The organism is Microbulbifer celer, from assembly GCF_020991125.1.
In the GTDB taxonomy this organism is placed as follows: Bacteria; Pseudomonadota; Gammaproteobacteria; order Pseudomonadales; family Cellvibrionaceae; genus Microbulbifer; species Microbulbifer celer.
In genome coordinates this window covers 1,087,593-1,105,938 of record NZ_CP087715.1, presented here as the reverse complement: position 1 = coordinate 1,105,938, position 18,346 = coordinate 1,087,593, and the positions used below count along the sequence as shown (strand labels likewise).

General features: G+C 58.8%; 8 protein-coding genes. All 8 read right to left on the bottom strand.

What is annotated here, in order from left to right:
- Positions 1-201: 201 nt before the first annotated feature.
- Complete coding sequence (gene accD, locus LPW13_RS04410) at positions 202-1,056, bottom strand: acetyl-CoA carboxylase, carboxyltransferase subunit beta (RefSeq protein WP_230438223.1); 855 nt, start codon at positions 1,054-1,056, stop codon at positions 202-204.
- A 218-nt stretch (positions 1,057-1,274) separates the two neighbouring features.
- Positions 1,275-2,105 (bottom strand): tryptophan synthase subunit alpha, encoded by an 831-nt coding sequence (gene trpA, locus LPW13_RS04405; RefSeq protein ID WP_230438222.1) that lies wholly within the window; start codon positions 2,103-2,105, stop codon positions 1,275-1,277.
- Between the two features lie 11 nt (positions 2,106-2,116).
- The gene (gene trpB, locus LPW13_RS04400) at positions 2,117-3,337 is read right to left on the bottom strand and encodes a tryptophan synthase subunit beta (RefSeq protein WP_230438221.1); all 1,221 of its coding nucleotides are present in this window, start codon (positions 3,335-3,337) and stop codon (positions 2,117-2,119) included.
- Positions 3,334-3,978 carry a phosphoribosylanthranilate isomerase gene (locus LPW13_RS04395; protein WP_230438220.1) on the bottom strand — a complete coding sequence of 215 codons (645 nt, stop codon included), beginning with the start codon at positions 3,976-3,978 and terminating at the stop codon, positions 3,334-3,336. The genes trpB and LPW13_RS04395 overlap by 4 nt, the downstream gene beginning before the upstream one ends.
- A gap of 186 nt (positions 3,979-4,164) precedes the next feature.
- A complete protein-coding gene (truA, locus tag LPW13_RS04390) occupies positions 4,165-5,046 on the bottom strand; it encodes a tRNA pseudouridine(38-40) synthase TruA (RefSeq protein ID WP_230438219.1) in 882 nt (293 codons plus the stop codon).
- 194 nt (positions 5,047-5,240) lie between these two features.
- Positions 5,241-8,396: a FimV/HubP family polar landmark protein gene (locus LPW13_RS04385; protein ID WP_230438218.1), complete on the bottom strand. Its 3,156-nt coding sequence runs from the start codon at positions 8,394-8,396 to the stop codon at positions 5,241-5,243.
- A 305-nt stretch (positions 8,397-8,701) separates the two neighbouring features.
- Positions 8,702-9,697, bottom strand: a complete 996-nt coding sequence (locus tag LPW13_RS04380; protein ID WP_230438217.1) for an Asd/ArgC dimerization domain-containing protein — start codon at positions 9,695-9,697, stop codon at positions 8,702-8,704.
- 529 nt (positions 9,698-10,226) lie between these two features.
- A complete protein-coding gene (locus LPW13_RS04375) occupies positions 10,227-18,266 on the bottom strand; it encodes a calcium-binding protein (RefSeq protein ID WP_377563511.1) in 8,040 nt (2,679 codons plus the stop codon).
- Between the last annotated feature and the right edge of the window lie 80 nt (positions 18,267-18,346).

Below are 18,346 nucleotides of genomic sequence, written 5' to 3'. Positions count from 1 at the left end.
CTCCCCCATTTTCTCGGGGAACTCATTGGCGCTGTCGCTACCGGGTGTGGTTTTGCGAGACACGCCGTAAACCCATCCCTGGGGGCTCTGCAAAAACATCCCTGTTTTTGAAGGTCTCGCAAGACCACACCCGGTATCGACCGCTTCTCCCGCGGCTGGGTTTGGCCGAAAGTATCGTCGCGGGATTCAGGTCAGGGACGATCAGTTATTGGTAAGCTTGCCCAGCAGGCGGCTCACGGTATCGCGCATATCGGCGCGGGGGATAATCATGTCGATCGCGCCGTGCTCCAGCAGAAACTCACTGCGCTGGAAACCTTTGGGCAGCTTCTGGCGGATGGTCTGCTCGATAATGTTGGGGCCGGCAAACCCCGCACGGGCACCCGGCTCCGCGGCGTTAATATCGCCCAGCAGCGCCAGGGATGCGGATACACCACCGTAAACCGGATCGGTCATGATGCTGATATAGGGCACACCGGCACGGCGCATCTTCTCAAGCACTGCCGAGGTCTTCGCCATCTGCATCAGGGAGATCAAGGCCTCCTGCATACGCGCACCACCGGTCGCGGAAAAGCAGACCAGCGGGATATTCTCTTCCAGAGCACGTTGTGCCGCACGGGTAAACTTCTCACCGACGACGTAGCCCATGGAACCGCCGTGAAACGCAAACTCAAATGCAACGGCCACTACGGGCTGACCTTTTACCAACCCCTGCACCGCGATCAGCGCGTCTTTTTCACCGGTGGCCTTCTGGGCCTGGGTGAGGCGATCCTTGTACTTTTTGACATCTTTAAACTTCAGGCGGTCGACCGGTTCCACATCCGTGGCCAGCTCTTCCCGCGCCTCGTTGTCGAGGAACAGGTCGAGTCGACGGCGGGCGCCAATACGGAAGTGATGGTCACATTTGGGGCACACATCCAGGTTGCGCTCCAACTCCGGCAGATAGAGAGTGGCATCGCACTTGACGCACTTTTTCCACACTCCTTCCGGTACTTTACTGCCACCGGAGCGGCGCTCGGTTCGAATAACCGCGGGAACAATTTTTTCTAACCAGCTCATTCTGCTTCCAATTTTGCGAGGCGCGAAAGCAACAGACGTCTTCCGCGTTCAGATTCTCTACCCGATTTACCGTAAATTTACCAAGGGGCACCGGCAGATGATAAATGACCGGCGATCCTGAAACCGCGAATTAAACCACTTTCGCGCTATTCCCTCTTGGCCAGATAAGCCGCGCATACGGTCTTTCTGGCCAGTCAATCCGGCACATCCGCAGTCTATCAGGCATCCAGTGCCACGCGCATTTCACTCACCATCGCGCCAATACGATCCTTGGCTGCAGCGGCATCCCCGGCCTCACCTACAGCAGATACCAGAACGCTGCCCACCACCGCGCCATCGCCATCGGCACTCACGGCTTTGGCGGAGGCGCCATCCTTGATGCCGAAGCCGACACATAGCGGTAGATCGGTATGCTGGCGGATACGGGCCAGATTGTCGCGCACCGAGTCCAGATCCAGATGCCCAGCCCCGGTCACCCCTTTCAGGGATACATAGTAGACAAACCCGCTGGCAAGCCCGGTGATTTGCGCAATGCGCGCGTCACTGGTGGTGGGCGTCAGCAGGAAGATATTGCGCAGGTCCCGCGCACTCAGCAATTCGCTGAGCGGGCCCGCCTCTTCTGCCGGCAGATCCACCGTAAGCGCACCATCGGCACCGGCCGCTTTCAATCCATCCGCAAAGGCTTCGGCCCCCATTTTCTCAATAGGATTGGCATAGCCCATCAGAATCACCGGCGTCTCGACATCTTTGCTGCGGAATTCTTTGACCAGCTGCAGGCATTTGCGCAGGGAGGCTTTGTTGGCCAGTGCACGTTCATGGCCTTTCTGGATCACCGGCCCTTCCGCCATGGGATCGGAAAACGGCACCCCGAGTTCGATCAGGTCGGAACCGCTGGCGACCAGTTGATGCATCAGATCAACGGTATTCTCCAGACCGCCATCGCCGGCAACGATATAAGTCACCAGCGCCTTGCGGCCTTCGCCGCGCAATTTGGCGAAGCGGCGATCAATACGATTGCCCTGTGCAGTTTCTTTATTTTCCTCGGTCATGACGCCACTCCTTAAACTTCGATGCCGTCAATGGCGGCCACGGTAAAGATATCCTTGTCGCCACGCCCGGAAAGGTTAATGACGATGTTCTGCTCCGGCGACAGTGTGGCCGCGAGCTTCAGGCCATAAGCCACCGCATGGCTGGATTCCAACGCCGGCAGAATACCCTCGGTGCGGGTCAGCTGGCGGAATGCCGCGAGTGCTTCGTCGTCATTGGCGGTCACGTATTCAACCCGACCAATATCCCGCAACCAGGCGTGCTCGGGGCCAACGCCCGGATAATCCAGGCCCGCAGAAACCGAATGGGTCTCGATGATCTGGCCGTCTTCGTCTTCCATCAGGTAGGTGCGGTTGCCGTGCAGGATACCGGGTACGCCGTCGTTCAACGGTGCCGCGTGGCGGCCGGTCTCGACACCGTCACCGCCGGCTTCTACGCCGTACATCTTGACGGATTCGTCGCCGAGGAATGGATGGAACAGGCCGATGGCATTGGATCCGCCGCCCACACAGGCCACCAGGGCATCCGGCAGTTGTCCAAACTGCTCAAGGCTCTGGCGACGGGCCTCGCGGCCGATGACCGAGTTGAAGTCCCGTACCAGCTGCGGATAGGGATGCGGGCCCGCCACGGTGCCGATAATGTAGAAGGTGTCATCCACATTGGTGACCCAATCGCGCATCGCCTCGTTCATGGCGTCTTTGAGGGTTTTGGAACCGGACTCCACCGGTACCACTTCCGCCCCCAGCAGCTTCATGCGGTACACGTTGGGAGACTGGCGCTTGACGTCTTCCGCGCCCATGTACACTACACACTTGAGCCCCAGGCGCGCGGCAACAGTGGCGGTGGCCACGCCGTGCTGACCGGCACCGGTCTCTGCAATCACGCGGGTCTTACCGCTGTGTTTGGCCAACAGTGCCTGCCCCACGGTGTTGTTCACCTTGTGGGCGCCGGTGTGGTTCAGATCTTCCCGCTTGAGCCAGATGCGCGCGCCACCGGCGGCTTCGGTCAAACGCTCCGCCAGGTACAGCGGTGACGGGCGTCCCACGTAGTGCGCCAGATCTTTATCAAAGTCGGCAACAAACTCCGGATCGTTTTTCAGGCGCTGGTACATCTCCTGCAATTCATCCAGGGCGCTGATCAGGGTTTCCGATACAAAGCGACCGCCGAACTCGCCAAAATGCCCGCGCGCATCCGGGTAGGCCCCGAAATCAATGGGGGATGTGGGTTTACTCACTGCTCAAACTCCTTCTGCAAATTCTGTTCGCACGCCGATCTGGCGGCGTGAATAAAGGCGCGCACCTTGTGCGGATCTTTGCGCCCGGGGGATGCCTCAACGCCGCCGCTGACATCCACGGCATCGGGCCGTGCGGCGCGGATGGCCTCCGCCACATTGTCCGGGTTCAGCCCGCCCGCCAACACAATGGAACGCCCGCTGCTTCGGGGTACCCGCTGCCAGTCAAACGTGTCACCCGTGCCGCCGGGCACGCCGGGACGATAGGCATCCAGCAGGAAGCCCCGCGCATCCACGTAGGGCGCCATCGCCTCCAGCGGGTCGAGATCCGGCTTCATGCGCAGTGCCTTGATATAGGGTCGGCGGAACTGCCGACAATAGAGCGCGGTTTCGGCGCCGTGAAACTGTAAGAGGTTGAGTGGCACCTGCTGCACCACCTGCTCCACTTGGTCCGGGTGGGCATCCACGAACAGACCGGTCAACACCGCGAACGGCGATACCGCCCGCGCGATTTCGGCGGCCTGCTCCGGGGAGACATTGCGGGGACTGGGCGGGTAAAACACCAGCCCCAGCGCGTCGGCGCCGGCCTGCACCGCCACTTCCGCATCTTCGACACAGGTAATACCACAGATTTTTACGCGCATAATCCATCAAACCGCTGCTACAGGCCGCCGTCAGCGGGCAGGACTGCAACCTCAATCCCGGTTCGCATCAGCAAATACCGCCAGATCATTGATCTGCCAGAGACGGACGGACATGAAAACTGGAGAGCCCGCGATACTAGCAGATTGGCGCAGCGCGGGGAACGCGGGCACCAGACAGGCGCCAATTCAATCAGCCGGCAAACCACCCAGCGGCAGCGGCACCAATAGCGGGCCTGGCTCCACCTCCGGCAGCACAAACTCCCCGGGATACTCCACGTCCACCAGGTACAACCCATGGGGCGGAGCGGTGACGCAGGCGGCGGCGCGGTCTTTCGCGGCCAGCACTTCACCCACCCAGGCCGGGGGGTGATCGTTGCGCCCCACTGCCATCAACACGCCGGCGATATTGCGCACCATATGGTGCAGGAAGGCCGTGGCGCTGACTTCCAGCACGATCAACTGACCCACACGGCCGATATCCAGCTTCAACAGCCGACGCACCGGAGACCTGGCCTGACACTGGGCCGCGCGGAAACTGCTGAAATCGTGCTCGCCGATCAGGTGCTCGGCACCCGCGCGCATGGCATCGATATCGAGCACCCGGTCGGTCCAGGTCACCTCACTGGATGCCTGCGCGGAACGCGTGGGTGCGCTGTGGATCAGATAGCGATAGGTTCGCCGCCTGGCGGAGAAGCGCGCGTGAAACTGCGCCGGCATTTCCTGTGCCCAGTGCACGCGCACATCAAATGGCATCTGGGTATTTACCCCCTGAATCCACGCCTTGGTCGGGCGGATTGCATGGGTGTCAAAATGAATGACCTGTCGGGTAGCGTGCACCCCGGCATCGGTGCGCCCGGCACAGACCAGGGTCACCGGTTCGGCTGCCACCATGGACAGCGCCTTTTCCAGGGTTTCCTGCACCGTATGCGGATCGTGCTTCTGCTTCTGAAAGCCGCGCAGCCGGGTTCCGCAATATTCCACCCCCAACGCAATCCGCCGCAGGCCATCCGGCAGCGACTCCCCGGGCGGCACTTCGCCATTCGCTTTGTATTGGTAGTGACCACTCATGATTTGACCAGAAAAATTACAACTGCGCTGCCCCTATTACCTCAGAATATACAGCCTCCCAGGTTCCAGGATATTAGCCTGTGGGAGCAGACTGATGTAACAGGCTGGAAAGCAACGGACTGAAAAGAAAGACCCCGCGATGTGCGGGGTCAAGGTGTTGTTGCCGTAAATGGCGGAAAACGCTTAGACCGCGATCAGCTCATACGCTCCAGCATTTCCCTGGCGCGCTGTTGCGGCTCACCGGTAGCCTCGTCGGCAACTTCACCCAGAATTTCGCGGGCACCGTCTTTATCCCCCATATCGAGGTAAGCCTGGGCCAGCTCCAACTTGGTGCTGACCTCATCACCACCTTCAAGCAGGTTCAGCTCGGCGTCCAGGTCACCTTCGAGATCAAAGTTGAGATCATCGTCTTCCAGGGTTTCTTTCTGGGGGGGAGGTTTGGCCTGCGACGGAGCCTCAGCCACCGCGACATCGTCGGATTCTGGTTCCGGTTCCCGACCGCCCGTCGCCCGGCTTGCAGTGTCAGCCTGACGACTTTCCTGACCACTGCCAGTCAGCTCATCGCCTTCGAGCTCAAATTCGCCCAGATCGATGGAATCCAGATCCAGTTCGCCCAGGTCGTCACCAAAGCTTTCCAGGTCGTCATCCGCCAGCGCATCGGACTCCGCAGTTGTCTGCTGTGTCTGTGACTCGGACGGCTGATCTTCGTCCATCGGCGTCAGATCGAGATCGAATTCCAGGCCGCTCTCATCTTTACTGTTGACATCAGATGTGGTGTCCGCCTGCGGTTCCATATCCAGCTCGAACGCCATTTCCGGGGAGTCTTCAGAAGCGCCCCCCGCATTGGTCTCGTGCTGATCCAGGTCTCCATCCAGGTCGAGCGTGTCCAGATCCAGGTCCAGTTCACCACCGGCACTGAATTCGTCGAAATTGAAATCCTCATCAGATTCACTCGAAGCCGAAGCCTTCGCGTCCGACGACGGCACCCGGGTTACATCTTGGGCCGTCTCCAGCTCGATCGCTTCATTCTTTTCTGAAGACCATTCACTTTCCAGGCTATCGCCCAAATCCAGATCTTCGCCAAGATCCAGGTCTTCTCCCAAATCCAGATCCAGCTCGAGCGCATCATCGGACTGCGCGCTGGCTCCAGGCTGGCCAGTGGTTTCTTCCCCGGAATCCAGCTCCAGGCTCAGATCATCCAGCGAGAGGTCATCTTCACTCTCAGCAGCCTGTTCACTGCTGCTTGACGAAAACTCCTCCAGATCCTCAAACGAGGCACTGAAGTCTCCGTCGTCCAGATCTGCGCCAAGGTCGTCGAGCTGCACCGCTTCCAGTGACTCACTGGAGTAATCAATGTCAGGCAATTCGAAGGTACCGGCATCGGCAATGGTTTCCCGCAGACGAGCGGCGCGATCCGCTGCCGGGCCATCGCTGTAACCCAGCAACTGGCGATAGTGGTCGTCAAAATCGGTGACATTCTGCCGTTGAGCGTATACTTCCAGCAGCATCAGGCGTGCATCAATATTCGCCGGTGCCCCCTCCAGCCCTTTCAACAGCTTGGATTCGGCTTCCTGGTACTGTCCCAGGGACAGGTGGATTTCGGCTTCTCCCACCGGGTCATCGGTTTCCACTTCGCCCAGTTCGTCGAGGTCGAGGGATTCGCTGGTTTCGAACTCCTCCACTGCACTCAGGTTATCTTCACCTTCCTCGAATACCGGCTCCTCGGCTACCGTGGATTCAGCGGCCATTTCCGCCTCCACCTGGCGAATCGCCTCTTCTTCCTCTTTGCGACGGCGCCAGGTAAAGAAGCCGAATACTGCCGCCAGCAATGCCACAGCGCCGATACCGATCAGATGGATATTTTCCATCAGCTGCTCGACCAGTGTGGGTTCAGACCGGGTCTGCACCACTACCCGGTTGCGGGAGCCCTCGTCCTCAGCGGCCGGCTCGGGCGCCGCCTCTTCAGCTGCGGTTTCGGCGTCAGCAGTACCGTCTGCTTCTGACATTTCTCCAGCGGCCACCGGAGTCTCTTCGGCCAACGGTTCTGAAGCGTCTTCGGAAAGCGATTCTTCAGTCAGGGCGCCGTTTGCATCAACTTCACCGGCGTCAGCTTCGCCCGCATCGGTTTCCGCCGCAGCATCCTGCACTGCGCGCATCTCTTCGTTGGACACCTCTACCATGCGTTCCATGGTATCGATCTGCTCGTTGAGCTCGCCGATGCGGTCCTCCAGCTCGGCGCTCTCTAGACGGGACTTATCCAACTCTTCTTCGGTAGCGACCAGCTCCCCCTCAAGCGCCTCACTTTCACTGGCGCCACTACCGGAACCGGACAGTACGGATTCGTTATCGCCCGGTGCCGCAAGGGAGACACGGCCTTCCGGCGTTTCACTAATGGCAGCATCGGCTTCTGCCGCGCGTCCATCCAGAGGCGCCCCCACGGCATCGCTGGCAACATCACCCACGCGATCCCGCCAGGCCTCGTTCTGGGTCGCAACCTGGGTCACGGCTTCACTACGAGACATGGCGCGCACATCTTCCGCTGTGGGCAGGCGCAATACTGCGCCCTTCTTCAGCAGGTTGATATTGTTGTTGATGAACGCTTCGGGATTCAGGCGCTGGATTGCCAGCATGCTCTGCTGGACAGAGAGGTCGCGGGTTTCACGGGTATCGCGGGCAATTTCCCACAGAGTTTTGTTGGCTTCAACCGGACCGTAAACGCGGCTGCCGCTGTCTGCGGGCGCGCTCGGCTCGGCATAGGATTCTGCCGGCTGTTGAACCGTTTCCGGCTCGGCGCTCGGCGTCGGCTGAGCAGTCTCCGCCGCCGGCTCTACCGGCGCAGGTTCCGGACGCTGTGTAGTCGTCGTTTGCAGCGGACGCTGTACCGGCGCCTCGCGACGCACCTGCTGGCGCTCGCGCTCGGCGGCGCGCACAGGCTGGGACGCAGTATTAGTGGAGAAGGCAGGCAGGTCCATCAGCAGCGTGTATTCACGCAGCAGACGACCACTGGGCCAGCGGGTTTCCACCAGGAAGTTCAGGAAGGGCTCGCGAATCGGCTGGCGACTGGAAATGCGGACAACGGGCTCACTACCGGAGTAATCCACTTCGAAGCGCAGATCATTCAGGCCATAGCCCCGATCTACACCGGCCCGCTCAAAGTCTTCGTTACTGGCCAGCCGCACCTTGACTTCGTTTTCTGTCAGGCCACGGGTCTGCAGCAGCTTGATCTCAGCGTCGAGAGGCTGGTTCAGAGTGGAGTTGAGTTTGATCTCCCCCAGTCCGAGTGCCAGAGATACATTACTCCCCAGTGCACTGACCAGACCTACCGCTAGTGCCAGCTTTTGCACACGCATAACCGATTCCCTTTATTGTTAGAATCTACCCGGAACCCGAACAAAAAACACACAAAATGCACTATTCGGATGCCGGACTTGCGCAGTTTTTCTGCACAATCAATTATCAAAAAAGCCCGTGCGCTGGCGCAGGGCTCTACTCCCCGGCGATGAAATCGCCCCCCGTTTAATCAGCAATCCATCCGCAATGTTGCCTAGTGCCTCCTTTTGCCGCAGTTGGGCATTCTTTACGCCAAGCACCGCTTTTGGATGCAAATGGGCAAAGTTAAGGAGAAACCTTACGAATGGCCGCTAAGTATTAAATATCAATGGATTTTTAGCAACAAGTGGACAATCTGCGCACAATTAATTGCGACGTCTTTCCGAAGATTATCGGAAACCGCACAAAAATTAACCTGCCGTGGGCTAACCAAGCCCTGACGCAGCCTGCCAAGTAAGGTGTTCTCTCCCCCGACGGCCTCTTCCGCAGAAGGGCGCTCGCGCATCTCCAGGCGCGCACCATTGGCGAGCAGGCCGCGCACCGTATCCAGAGGCTGCGCCTCTTTCAACGTCACGCTGATATTGGCCAGCTGCCCATGAAATACCGAGGTGGTGTTGATGGTGGCATCCAGCAGCAGCTCGTCTCCCAACAGGCGACGCAACTCGTGCACCAACGCCAACTCGCCAAAACTGTGGCCGCTCTCCAGAATGGCTTCGGCAGAGCTCAGATGATTGAAGGCAAGACGCTGACCCGTGGTCGGGTCCACCTCTGCTTCCTGGCCATTGAACATTCGCGCGGTCTGCGCCGCGGCAGAATCCACCGCGGATTTACCCAGCGCGGAAACCGGCTGATTCAACACCACCTCCACCGAATGCAACTGCGACTTCAGCGGATACAACGCCTCCGCCACCATCGCCGCCCCGGCCACCGGCAGCGCGACTACATTGCGCTCACCAGACTGCACCTCGGCACTGTTCAGCAGCGGATGAACAAGGGCAACACTCTCATCGCCACGGGTAATCCCCGCCGCATCGATCACCCAGGCGCCGGCAGCTTCCGCGGCCGCCAGCACTTCGCGCGCCGTGTCGTCACTGTTCAACAGCAGAACCACCTGCCCTTCAGAGAAGGTGAAATCCTTTGCCACCTGCACCGCAATACTGCGATTGGCAAACACCTGCGGATCCGCATCCGCCGCATCCGCGGCCAGCAACTTCAGGTCCGCCGGCGCCACGGTTTTGCGCTCGGCGAGAATCTCCAGCAACGCATCAAATGCGGTGGCGTCGACGCCGACGATAACCAGTTCGCGGTTGGATTCAGTCATATTGAGTACTCATTAGCAGGACGGTGTACCGGGGCCACCCAAGGGTAAGGCCATAAAGTGTACACAAAAAGTGCAATTGGAAAGGCGGGCGATTATACGCATGCGAGAGAAATGACGAAACGGCAGGATTGCCGTTTTGCACAGCCGAAGGCTGCCCAAAGGGTGAGGGCCAGGGATGGCCCGAATGACAAAGCCGCTTCAACAGTGTGAAGCGACTATTGGTGCCAACGGGGTCACAAGATCGAAGGTATAGGGGGAGCCCTCAGTCATGATCCCGCCTGGGTTCACAACTAGCTGTGGGTGCCACCACAGGCCGGATGTTGACGTCCTTGCCCCGGAGTGGCTCTCCGGGGCAAGGAGTTTACCGCCTAGTGGTCCATGCGGAAAATTCGGTAACTAAAGCACACAGCCACAGGCTCCAGGGGGGCGTTGAAAAAGCGCAGGACTAGCAGCGTTAATTCAAGCTTTTGCAGCGTCGCCCTGGAGTCTGTGGCGAAGTGATCGGTTACAGAATATTCCGCATGGACCACTAGGCACTGGCCTGCCAGGCGGCAACGATCGCTGTGTTCACCTGGCTTTGGTCTTCCGGTGTCAAATTGAGCTCGCCACCGGCGGGAGCGCCAAATGCGGCCATGGCCGTTACCAATTGCTCCACTTCACTGGCCGTAATAACGGCATCATCCGTCCGCACCGCATCCAGTTGGTTGGCGGGGTCCAGGTACCAGTCCTGAACCCGCACCTGATCCTGAGTGCCGAGCAGATCCACGACCAGATCATCACCATCGCGATGGAACCACAAGTCTGACTCGTCGATACCGTCGGCAAACTGCAACTCGTCGTTACCCGCAGAATTGGAGAAGTTATTGATGGTATCGACTCCACCTCCCGCAGCAAAGTGGTAGGTATCATCGCCTTCACCACCGACAAGATAGTCGTCACCGAGGTTTCCGTGCAGCTGATCGCTGCCCGCACCGGCATCAATAAAGTCGGCATCGGAAGAAGCGAGAATAATCTCATCTGCCGAACTACCCACTGTCAAAGTGCCAAAACCGCGCTCGTCCGGCAGCCCCTGATAATCTGGCGACCCCACCGGGTCGGGATTACTCAGACCAAAGGCGCCGAAGATCTGATCAGCCGTCAACTCGCCACCAGAGGAAAACTCGATGCGGTCGATGGCGTGATCGCCCCCTTTGAAGAAGTCACGCAGGGTGACCTGATCACTACCGCCACTCACCTGCAACACCAGATTGTCACCGGACTTCTGCAGGCCACTGGCCACGTCGTTGAAACCGATGTCTTCGAAACGCAGTACATCAAGGCCTCCCCCTGTGTTGTCGATCACATCCTGGCCATCCCCGGCGTTGAAAACATAGAGGTCGTCACCGCGTCCGCCAATCAGCTGATCGTCGCCACTGCCACCACTCAGGATATCTGCGCCGTTGCCGCCCTCCAGATGGTCATCTCCGCTGGCGCCGCTCAACTGGTCATTGCCGTTGAAACCACGGATCAGGTCGGCTTCTGCTCCCCCATCGAGGGCCGCATCGTCGCCAGCACTGCCATCCAATGTCTGCGCATAGCCTTCCTGCGGGGCCGGCACTGGCAGGCCGAAGGCACCGAATATCTGCTCCGCAGTCAACTGGCCGCCGCTTTCAAATTCGATGGTCTCGACCAGTGCATCGCCGCCGAGGAAGAAATCCTTCAATGTCACCTGGTCGGTACCACCGCCCACCCGCAGTACCAGGTCATCTCCGGACTTGAGCAGGCCGGAGGCTACCTGGTTGAAGGTGATGCCTGCAGCAAATTTGAGCGTGTCCGTTCCAGAAGATTCTTCGATCAGGTCCTGCCCGCCGGTAAAGACGTAGACATCGTCGCCCTCGCCACCGAGCAGGCGGTCGTTGCCAGCGCCGCCGGACAAGGTATCGTTGCCGGAACCTGCCACCAGAGTGTCACTGGCGGCCGTACCGTTAATGGTATCGTCTCCGCCCAGACCAGGTTCCGGTGCCGGTTCGCTGTCACCACCGGAACCTTCATCACCCTCACCATCGCCTGGGTCGGTCTCGCCACCGCCGTTGTCGCCGCCTCCGCTGCCATCGGGCATCGGCGTCAGCAGTGCATCCAGGTCGGCTGCCGGGATCGAATAGCCACCGTCATCGGGCTGGATATAAGTGATGGCGTAGTCGCCACCGAGGAAGTGGTCGGTAACACGCACCTGCTGTTGCAGATCGCCGTCAACCAATATCACCAGATCATCGCCGTCACGGTGATAACTGAGGCGGGAGCGCTCCAGTCCATCGACGAAGAAAACGCCATCCGTACCGCCGCCGCTGTTGTCGATCACGTCCACGCCATGACCGGCCGCGTAGTAGTAATCATCGTCACCGGCGCCACCGAACAGCTGGTCGTCGCCATCCCCTCCGCTGAGGACATCGTTGCCGGCGCCGCCAACAATCACATCATTGCCGGTGCCGACACCGCCGCCGTTGCCTCCATACAATCTATCAGCGCCATCGCCGCCTTCGAGACGATCGTCACCGCCCATGCCGAAGACCGTATCGTCACCGCCCAGCCCCTCAATCAGGTCACTACCGGCGCTACCCACCAGTTGTTCTCCGTCGGTAGTACCGGTGATTACGCTATCGTACTCGCCGGTCTGCCCACCTTCGACACGCTGATTGATCTCCTGAGTGGAAATCATAAATCCACCATCCGGTTGTACCCAGTCGATAGCAAAATCTCCGCCGAGGAAATGATCGCGGACACGCACGCTATCGCTACTGCCGTCATCCACCAGGATCAGCAGATCGTCACCATCGCGGCTAAAAGTCAACCGCTCTTCGGTGAGGCCACCGGCGAAGAGCACACCGTCAAAGCCACCGTCGCCGTTAAGGATCTCGTCGTGGCCATCACCGGCGCCGAAGACATACTTGTCGTCACCGGTGCCGCCGCTCAACTGGTCGTCACCAACGCCACCACTGAGTTGGTCGTTGCCGCTTCCGCCGAGCAGTGTGTCGTTGCCTGCACCCGCCTCGAAGTAGTCGTCGTCTGCACCGCCGTCCAGGTGATCGTCCCCGTCACCGCCGAACAACTTGTCCTCACCATCCTGACCGAACAACTGATCGGACCCGGTGCCGCCCTGCAGGGTGTCACCGCCCAGACCACCCACGAGATAGTCGTCACCGCTACGGCCCACCAGGTTGTCAATGCCATCGCCACCGAACAGGCGATCATCGCCCTCTTCGCCGTCCAGGTAATCGTCGCCGGCCTCACCGTAGATCTCGTCGTTGCCGGTACGCCCCCACACCTTGTCGTCGCCGTCGCCCGCGTGAACCTCCTCGTTCAGGTCGCGGTAACCCAGCAGCGTTTCCGCCGCGTCGGTTCCCATCGTCACGGTGCGCGCCTCCACATCCGCAGCGGTGAGCAGAGTGCCGCCGGCAAATTCGAAGCGGTTTACCTTGTAGTGGTCGGTCGGCTCCTGGAACCAGTTGCGGATGGTGATCGCATCAGCGCCGTTGCTGTGCTCAATCTGCAGGTCGTCGCCGGTGCGGATAAATTGCAGGTCCCCTACATCAATGCCCGGACCAAATTGCAGGGTATCCATGGATGGATCGACATTGCCGTAAGCCTCGCCGTCGCGGCGCTCGATCAGCGTGTCGCGGCCGTCGCCGAGATTGAACTGGTAAATATCGTCACCGAAGGAGCCGTAGAGCGTGTCGTCGCCGGTACCGCCGGCTAGGGTGCTGGCGCTGCCGGACCAAGTGCCAGTATCCGCAATCAGAGTATCGTCACCGGCACCGCCAATTAGGATATCGGAGCCAAGGCCTCGCAGCTCGTCGTTGCCGTCTCCGCCATCCAGGGTTCCGATACCCTCCAGAAGATCGTCACCCGCGCCGCCGGAAAGTAGGCCTGATCCGTAAAGCTGATCGTTGTCATCGCCGCCATGCAATGTTCCGGCGCCCCACAACACGTCATCGCCCGCGCCACCTAAAAGCTGGCCATTTCCGTACAGCTCGTCACTTCCATCACCGCCGGACAACAGATCCTCACCTCCGTCACCATAGAGCTTGTCGTTGCCGGCATCTCCGTTGAGGGTGTCCTTCCCTGCACCTCCCCGAAGAAGGTCGTCGCCACCGCCACCCGAGAGCGTATCGTCACCACTTCCTCCGTGCAGAGTGTCGAGACCGTCGCCACCATCGACCGTGTCATTGCCATCAGCAGCCTGGACAAAATCGTCGCCCGCACCCGCAATAATTGCGTCATCGTCAGCGTGACCGTATATGGAATCGTCCTGCCCAGAGCCTTCCAACGCCTTCAGTTTGATCGCTTCGTAATTCCAGATAGAGCCATCCTGGAACTCAAACTGCTCGATTGCGGTCTTCCCCGCCATGCCGGCCTGATCGGAAAACTGCCCCTGCACACGCAGTTCGTCTCCGGTAACCAGATTGGTCACAACCAGATCGAATCCATCACGGCGTAACTGCAAATCGGCAGGCTCAACATCGGAGAAATACACGCTGTCGCTGCCAGCGGTGTCTGTGATCAAATCCTCGCCCCACCCTGTGCTGAATTGATACCGGTCACTACCCTCACCGCCTTCGAGCCGGTCATTCCCGGTACCGCCTTCGAGCAGGTCGTCTCCATCGCCTGCAAATAAGGTGTCATTGCCATCGCCACCCTGCAGATGATCATTACCAGCGCCCGCAAACACAGTATCGTCGCCGCCCAGCGCTTCAATGGAGTCGTCGCTGGAATACGCGCGGATCAGATCCGCCGCTCCCGTGCCTTCGAGAGTGAGCAGACGCAACTGAGCCGGGTCAATTGCAGTTGACAGCCCCGCGCCATACTCCACGCGGATACCGACTATCGGGGTCTCCTCGGGGAAGAAAGAAGTCAGGGTCAATTGATCTCCGACACTGTCCTGGAAAGTAACCTCCAGGTCGGTACCGTTGCGCCGAAACACCAGCCCGTCCAGTGAGAGATCCGATACATAGATGGTCACTACATCATCGTAAGCATCGGAAATGACGTCCTGACCATCCCCTCTGGCGAACAGGTAACGGTTGGTGCCGGTACCGCCATCGAGATGGTCATTGCCCTTACCACCCGCAAGGAGGTCGTTTCCGGCGCCGGCGGTCAGCGCGTCATCGCCGTCGCCTCCACGCAGTGTGTCATTGCCCGTATCGCCCCTCAGAAGGTCCTGCCCTGCGCCGCCGAGCAAAGTATCTTCGCCGGCGCCGCCGTATAAGCGGTCATCGCCGGCGCCGCCATTCAGGAGGTCGCTGCCTTCATCACCACGCAACTCGTCATTTCCGTCATTGCCGAAGAGCTGGTCATCACCCAGGCCGCCATCCAGGGAGTCTGATCCATCGCCACCAGACAGCGTATCTTCACCCGCGTACCCAAACAGTTGATCATCTCCCGCAAGCCCATCAAGGGTATCGTTGGAGCCATATCCTTTGATCACGTCGCTGTCATCGCTGGCCTGCAACACCAGAGACTTGACATCTTCGATACCCCACACGGTACCGTCATCAAATAAGATCTCATCAACCGCAGTACCATCTGCCGCCTCGCTTCGGAAGTAGTTGGCCAAGCGAATACTGTCGTTGGTTGAAGTCTGGATCAACAGATCGTCACCGAGACGCTCTAAGTCCACCGCACTCGGGACGATGCCTTGGCCAAAGACCACACGATCGCGCTTGCCCTCCGCTTCGGCGGCATTGTCGATCACGTCGTTGCCATGTCCCGCGTCAAACTGGTAGACGTCGCTACCTCGTCCACCAATCAATCTGTCGTCACCGATTCCACCTGTGATTAGATCGTCGCCGTCATCACCCATCAGCACATCATCGCCAGCACCGCCGGAAATCTGGTCATTCCCTGCCAAGCCATGAACAGAGTCACTGCCCGCCAACCCGTCGATGGTATCTCCCGAAGCCGAGCCAAACACTAAATCGTCGTTTTCAGTAAGCGAGGATTGGACCAGTAGTTCCAGGATTTCCGACTGACCTAGTGAGCTTCCGTCGGCAAAACGGATCAATTCAACGGCACCGAAGTCCAGCGTGCCGTCAAAGTCAAAGAAGTTGTCAATACGCAACGAACCGGCATCGCCGCCGTCCTGGTTCTTTACATGAACCCAGACACTGGTCGTGTTTCGGGAAAACTCCAAGCTGTCTTTAGTAATTCCTTCACCGAAAACCAGCTGATCCATGCCTCCCCGGTCGAGAATGACATCGTCACCATGCCCGGATGCGAAGTGGTAACTATCGCCACTTCCGTATCCGTACAGCTGATCATCGCCGTCGAGGCCGTAAAAAATAGTGCCTGTACGGGTGCCGTTTAGGGAATCACCTTCTGATGTACCGATGACCGAAGAGAAGTCGAAGAAAGGTGCCAAGTCGACACTGGATGCCGCGATGGCCTGAAATGCCGCATCACGCTTGTCACGATAACTGGGAGAATAGGTCCCCAGATCCGTCAGCACAGTTATCACACCAGAAATGCGTTCAGCCTCACCACTGGCAAGCAAAGTCTCCAAGCGCCCTTGGAGTTGGTCCCACGCCACAGTGATGCCGTGGGCGTCCGAGCCGAAAGCCGACTGAATGATGTCCAGCTCCTCGGCATATTCAGTCTGTGCCAGGATCTGTGCAGCGGTGAATCGCTTGAATTCCTCGTATTCGGCGATGAGCAGGGGCGCCGCCTGGCCATGGGGGTTGGGGTCCCGCTCACCCCAGCACCAGGTCCCCATATAAGGTCGGCCAACAAGATTTTCCAGCGTTACCAACTGCCGCGCATCCATCACGTGCCCGTAGATCTTGCTAGGATCGCGGCTGTAGGGGTCCACATCCGCAGCGCCGGCCCAGCGGTAAATCAGATCGTCCAGCAGCGCATCGCGAGCCGAATCATCGGCGGCAGACACATAGTCGGCGAGCAGATTCTTCAGATCGGGATCGAGGGTCATCGCCTGGCGCAGGTCGTGAACCTTGCCGAATCCCTTGGCGCTCGGCAGAAACAGCACGTCGGGTGTGAGTTCAATATCGCCACTGTTAACCCGGCGGCTGGCGTCCACCTTGAACCACACGTCGGCGGCAGTGGAGGCGGTGCCGTCGCTCAGCATCACAGTGGCCACCTGCCGGTGCTCGTGGCCGTGGGCGTCCACCTGGTCAGAATCACTATAGCCGGTGCTGATAGACACTACCCCGCTATCGGTAAGGCTTTGTAGCTCTCCTGCATCGCTGATACCGTTGCCGTTGAGGTCGCGCCAGACCTGCAGTGTGCTGAATGCGCTATCCTGTGCATCGACTACACCATCCCCATTAGAGTCGTACTCCGCCAGCGCCTGGAAGCCGTGCTCGGCCGCCTCTCCACTGCTCAGAATACTGTGGTTTCCAAACAGCTCCGCGCCGCTGCTGATGCGGCCGTTGCCGTCCCGGTCATGTACCAGCAGACCATCGTCAGCCCCTACCCAACCGGATAGCTCACTCAGGCCATCACCATTCAGGTCAAAATAGCTTGCGCCCACTGCAAGCGTCTCGATACCGTCGCCGTCGAGATCAATTACTATGGGAGAGGTACGGTTTTCCGCGTCATCGGTTTCCGGAGACTCGTCTTCCTCCTCTTCTTCATCACTCAGCACGATATTCAGGGAGCTTTGATCTTTGCTGTAATTGTGTATGGTAAGGCCGTCGTTGATGGTCAGTGTTGATCCACTCAGAACATAGACATTGCCGCGGCTATCCCGGTACTCATTTTCCGGGTCATCTTCTTCCCGGGTGCCCCCAGCCAGCAAACTACCATCGAGATATACACTTCCCTTGCCATCATCATCAGTGATCTCGTCCTCACTGTCGGCGGCATAGATGTCATTGCCGCTCCCTCCGTAGAGGTAATCTGCTCCCTCTTCTCCATCCAAAATATCGTTACCATCTCCCCCTTTCAGGGTATCTGAACCATTGCCGCCATTAAGTTGATCCGTGCCACCATCACCATAAAGCTCATCATCATTCTCCCCTCCGAAAATCTTGTCATCCCCGGAGCCTCCATAGATAATGTCCTGGCCTTCGAGACCATAGATTTCATCTGTACCCTCTTCTCCTTGCAAGGTATTGTCACCACTATTCCCGTGAATGATATTGTCTAGGGAATTTCCGGTACCATCTATGTTGTCGCTACCAGTTAGCTCAAGCTCTTCCACGTTTTCGGAAAGCGTGTAGGTGATACTCGTCTGGACCCGGTCCGTACCTTCATTTTGGTTTTCGATTACTTGATCATCTTCATGGTCAACGACATAGATATCGTCATCCAGGCCTCCAACCATTTTATCGGCGCCATCCCCCCCATCTAGAGAATCGTTGCCAGCGCCGCCGATAAGCTCGTCATTTTCGAAGGAAGTCCCGTAGATTATGTCGTCACCACCGCCCCCAATGGCAACTGCTCCCTTGTAGGGTAGAATCTCAGTAAAGTTTCTCAGGTCCAACGGATTTACAATGCCGTTATTGTCTGGGCCCTTTCCGTCGTAAACAACGAATCGCCCTTCACTATCCTCATAGGTGATAATGTCATTCGAAACCAAATCCGATAGAACTCCGGAAAACAGTCCCACGAAATGTGGAAGATTAGCAGCAATATAGGCTTTGCTAGCCTGCTCTTCTG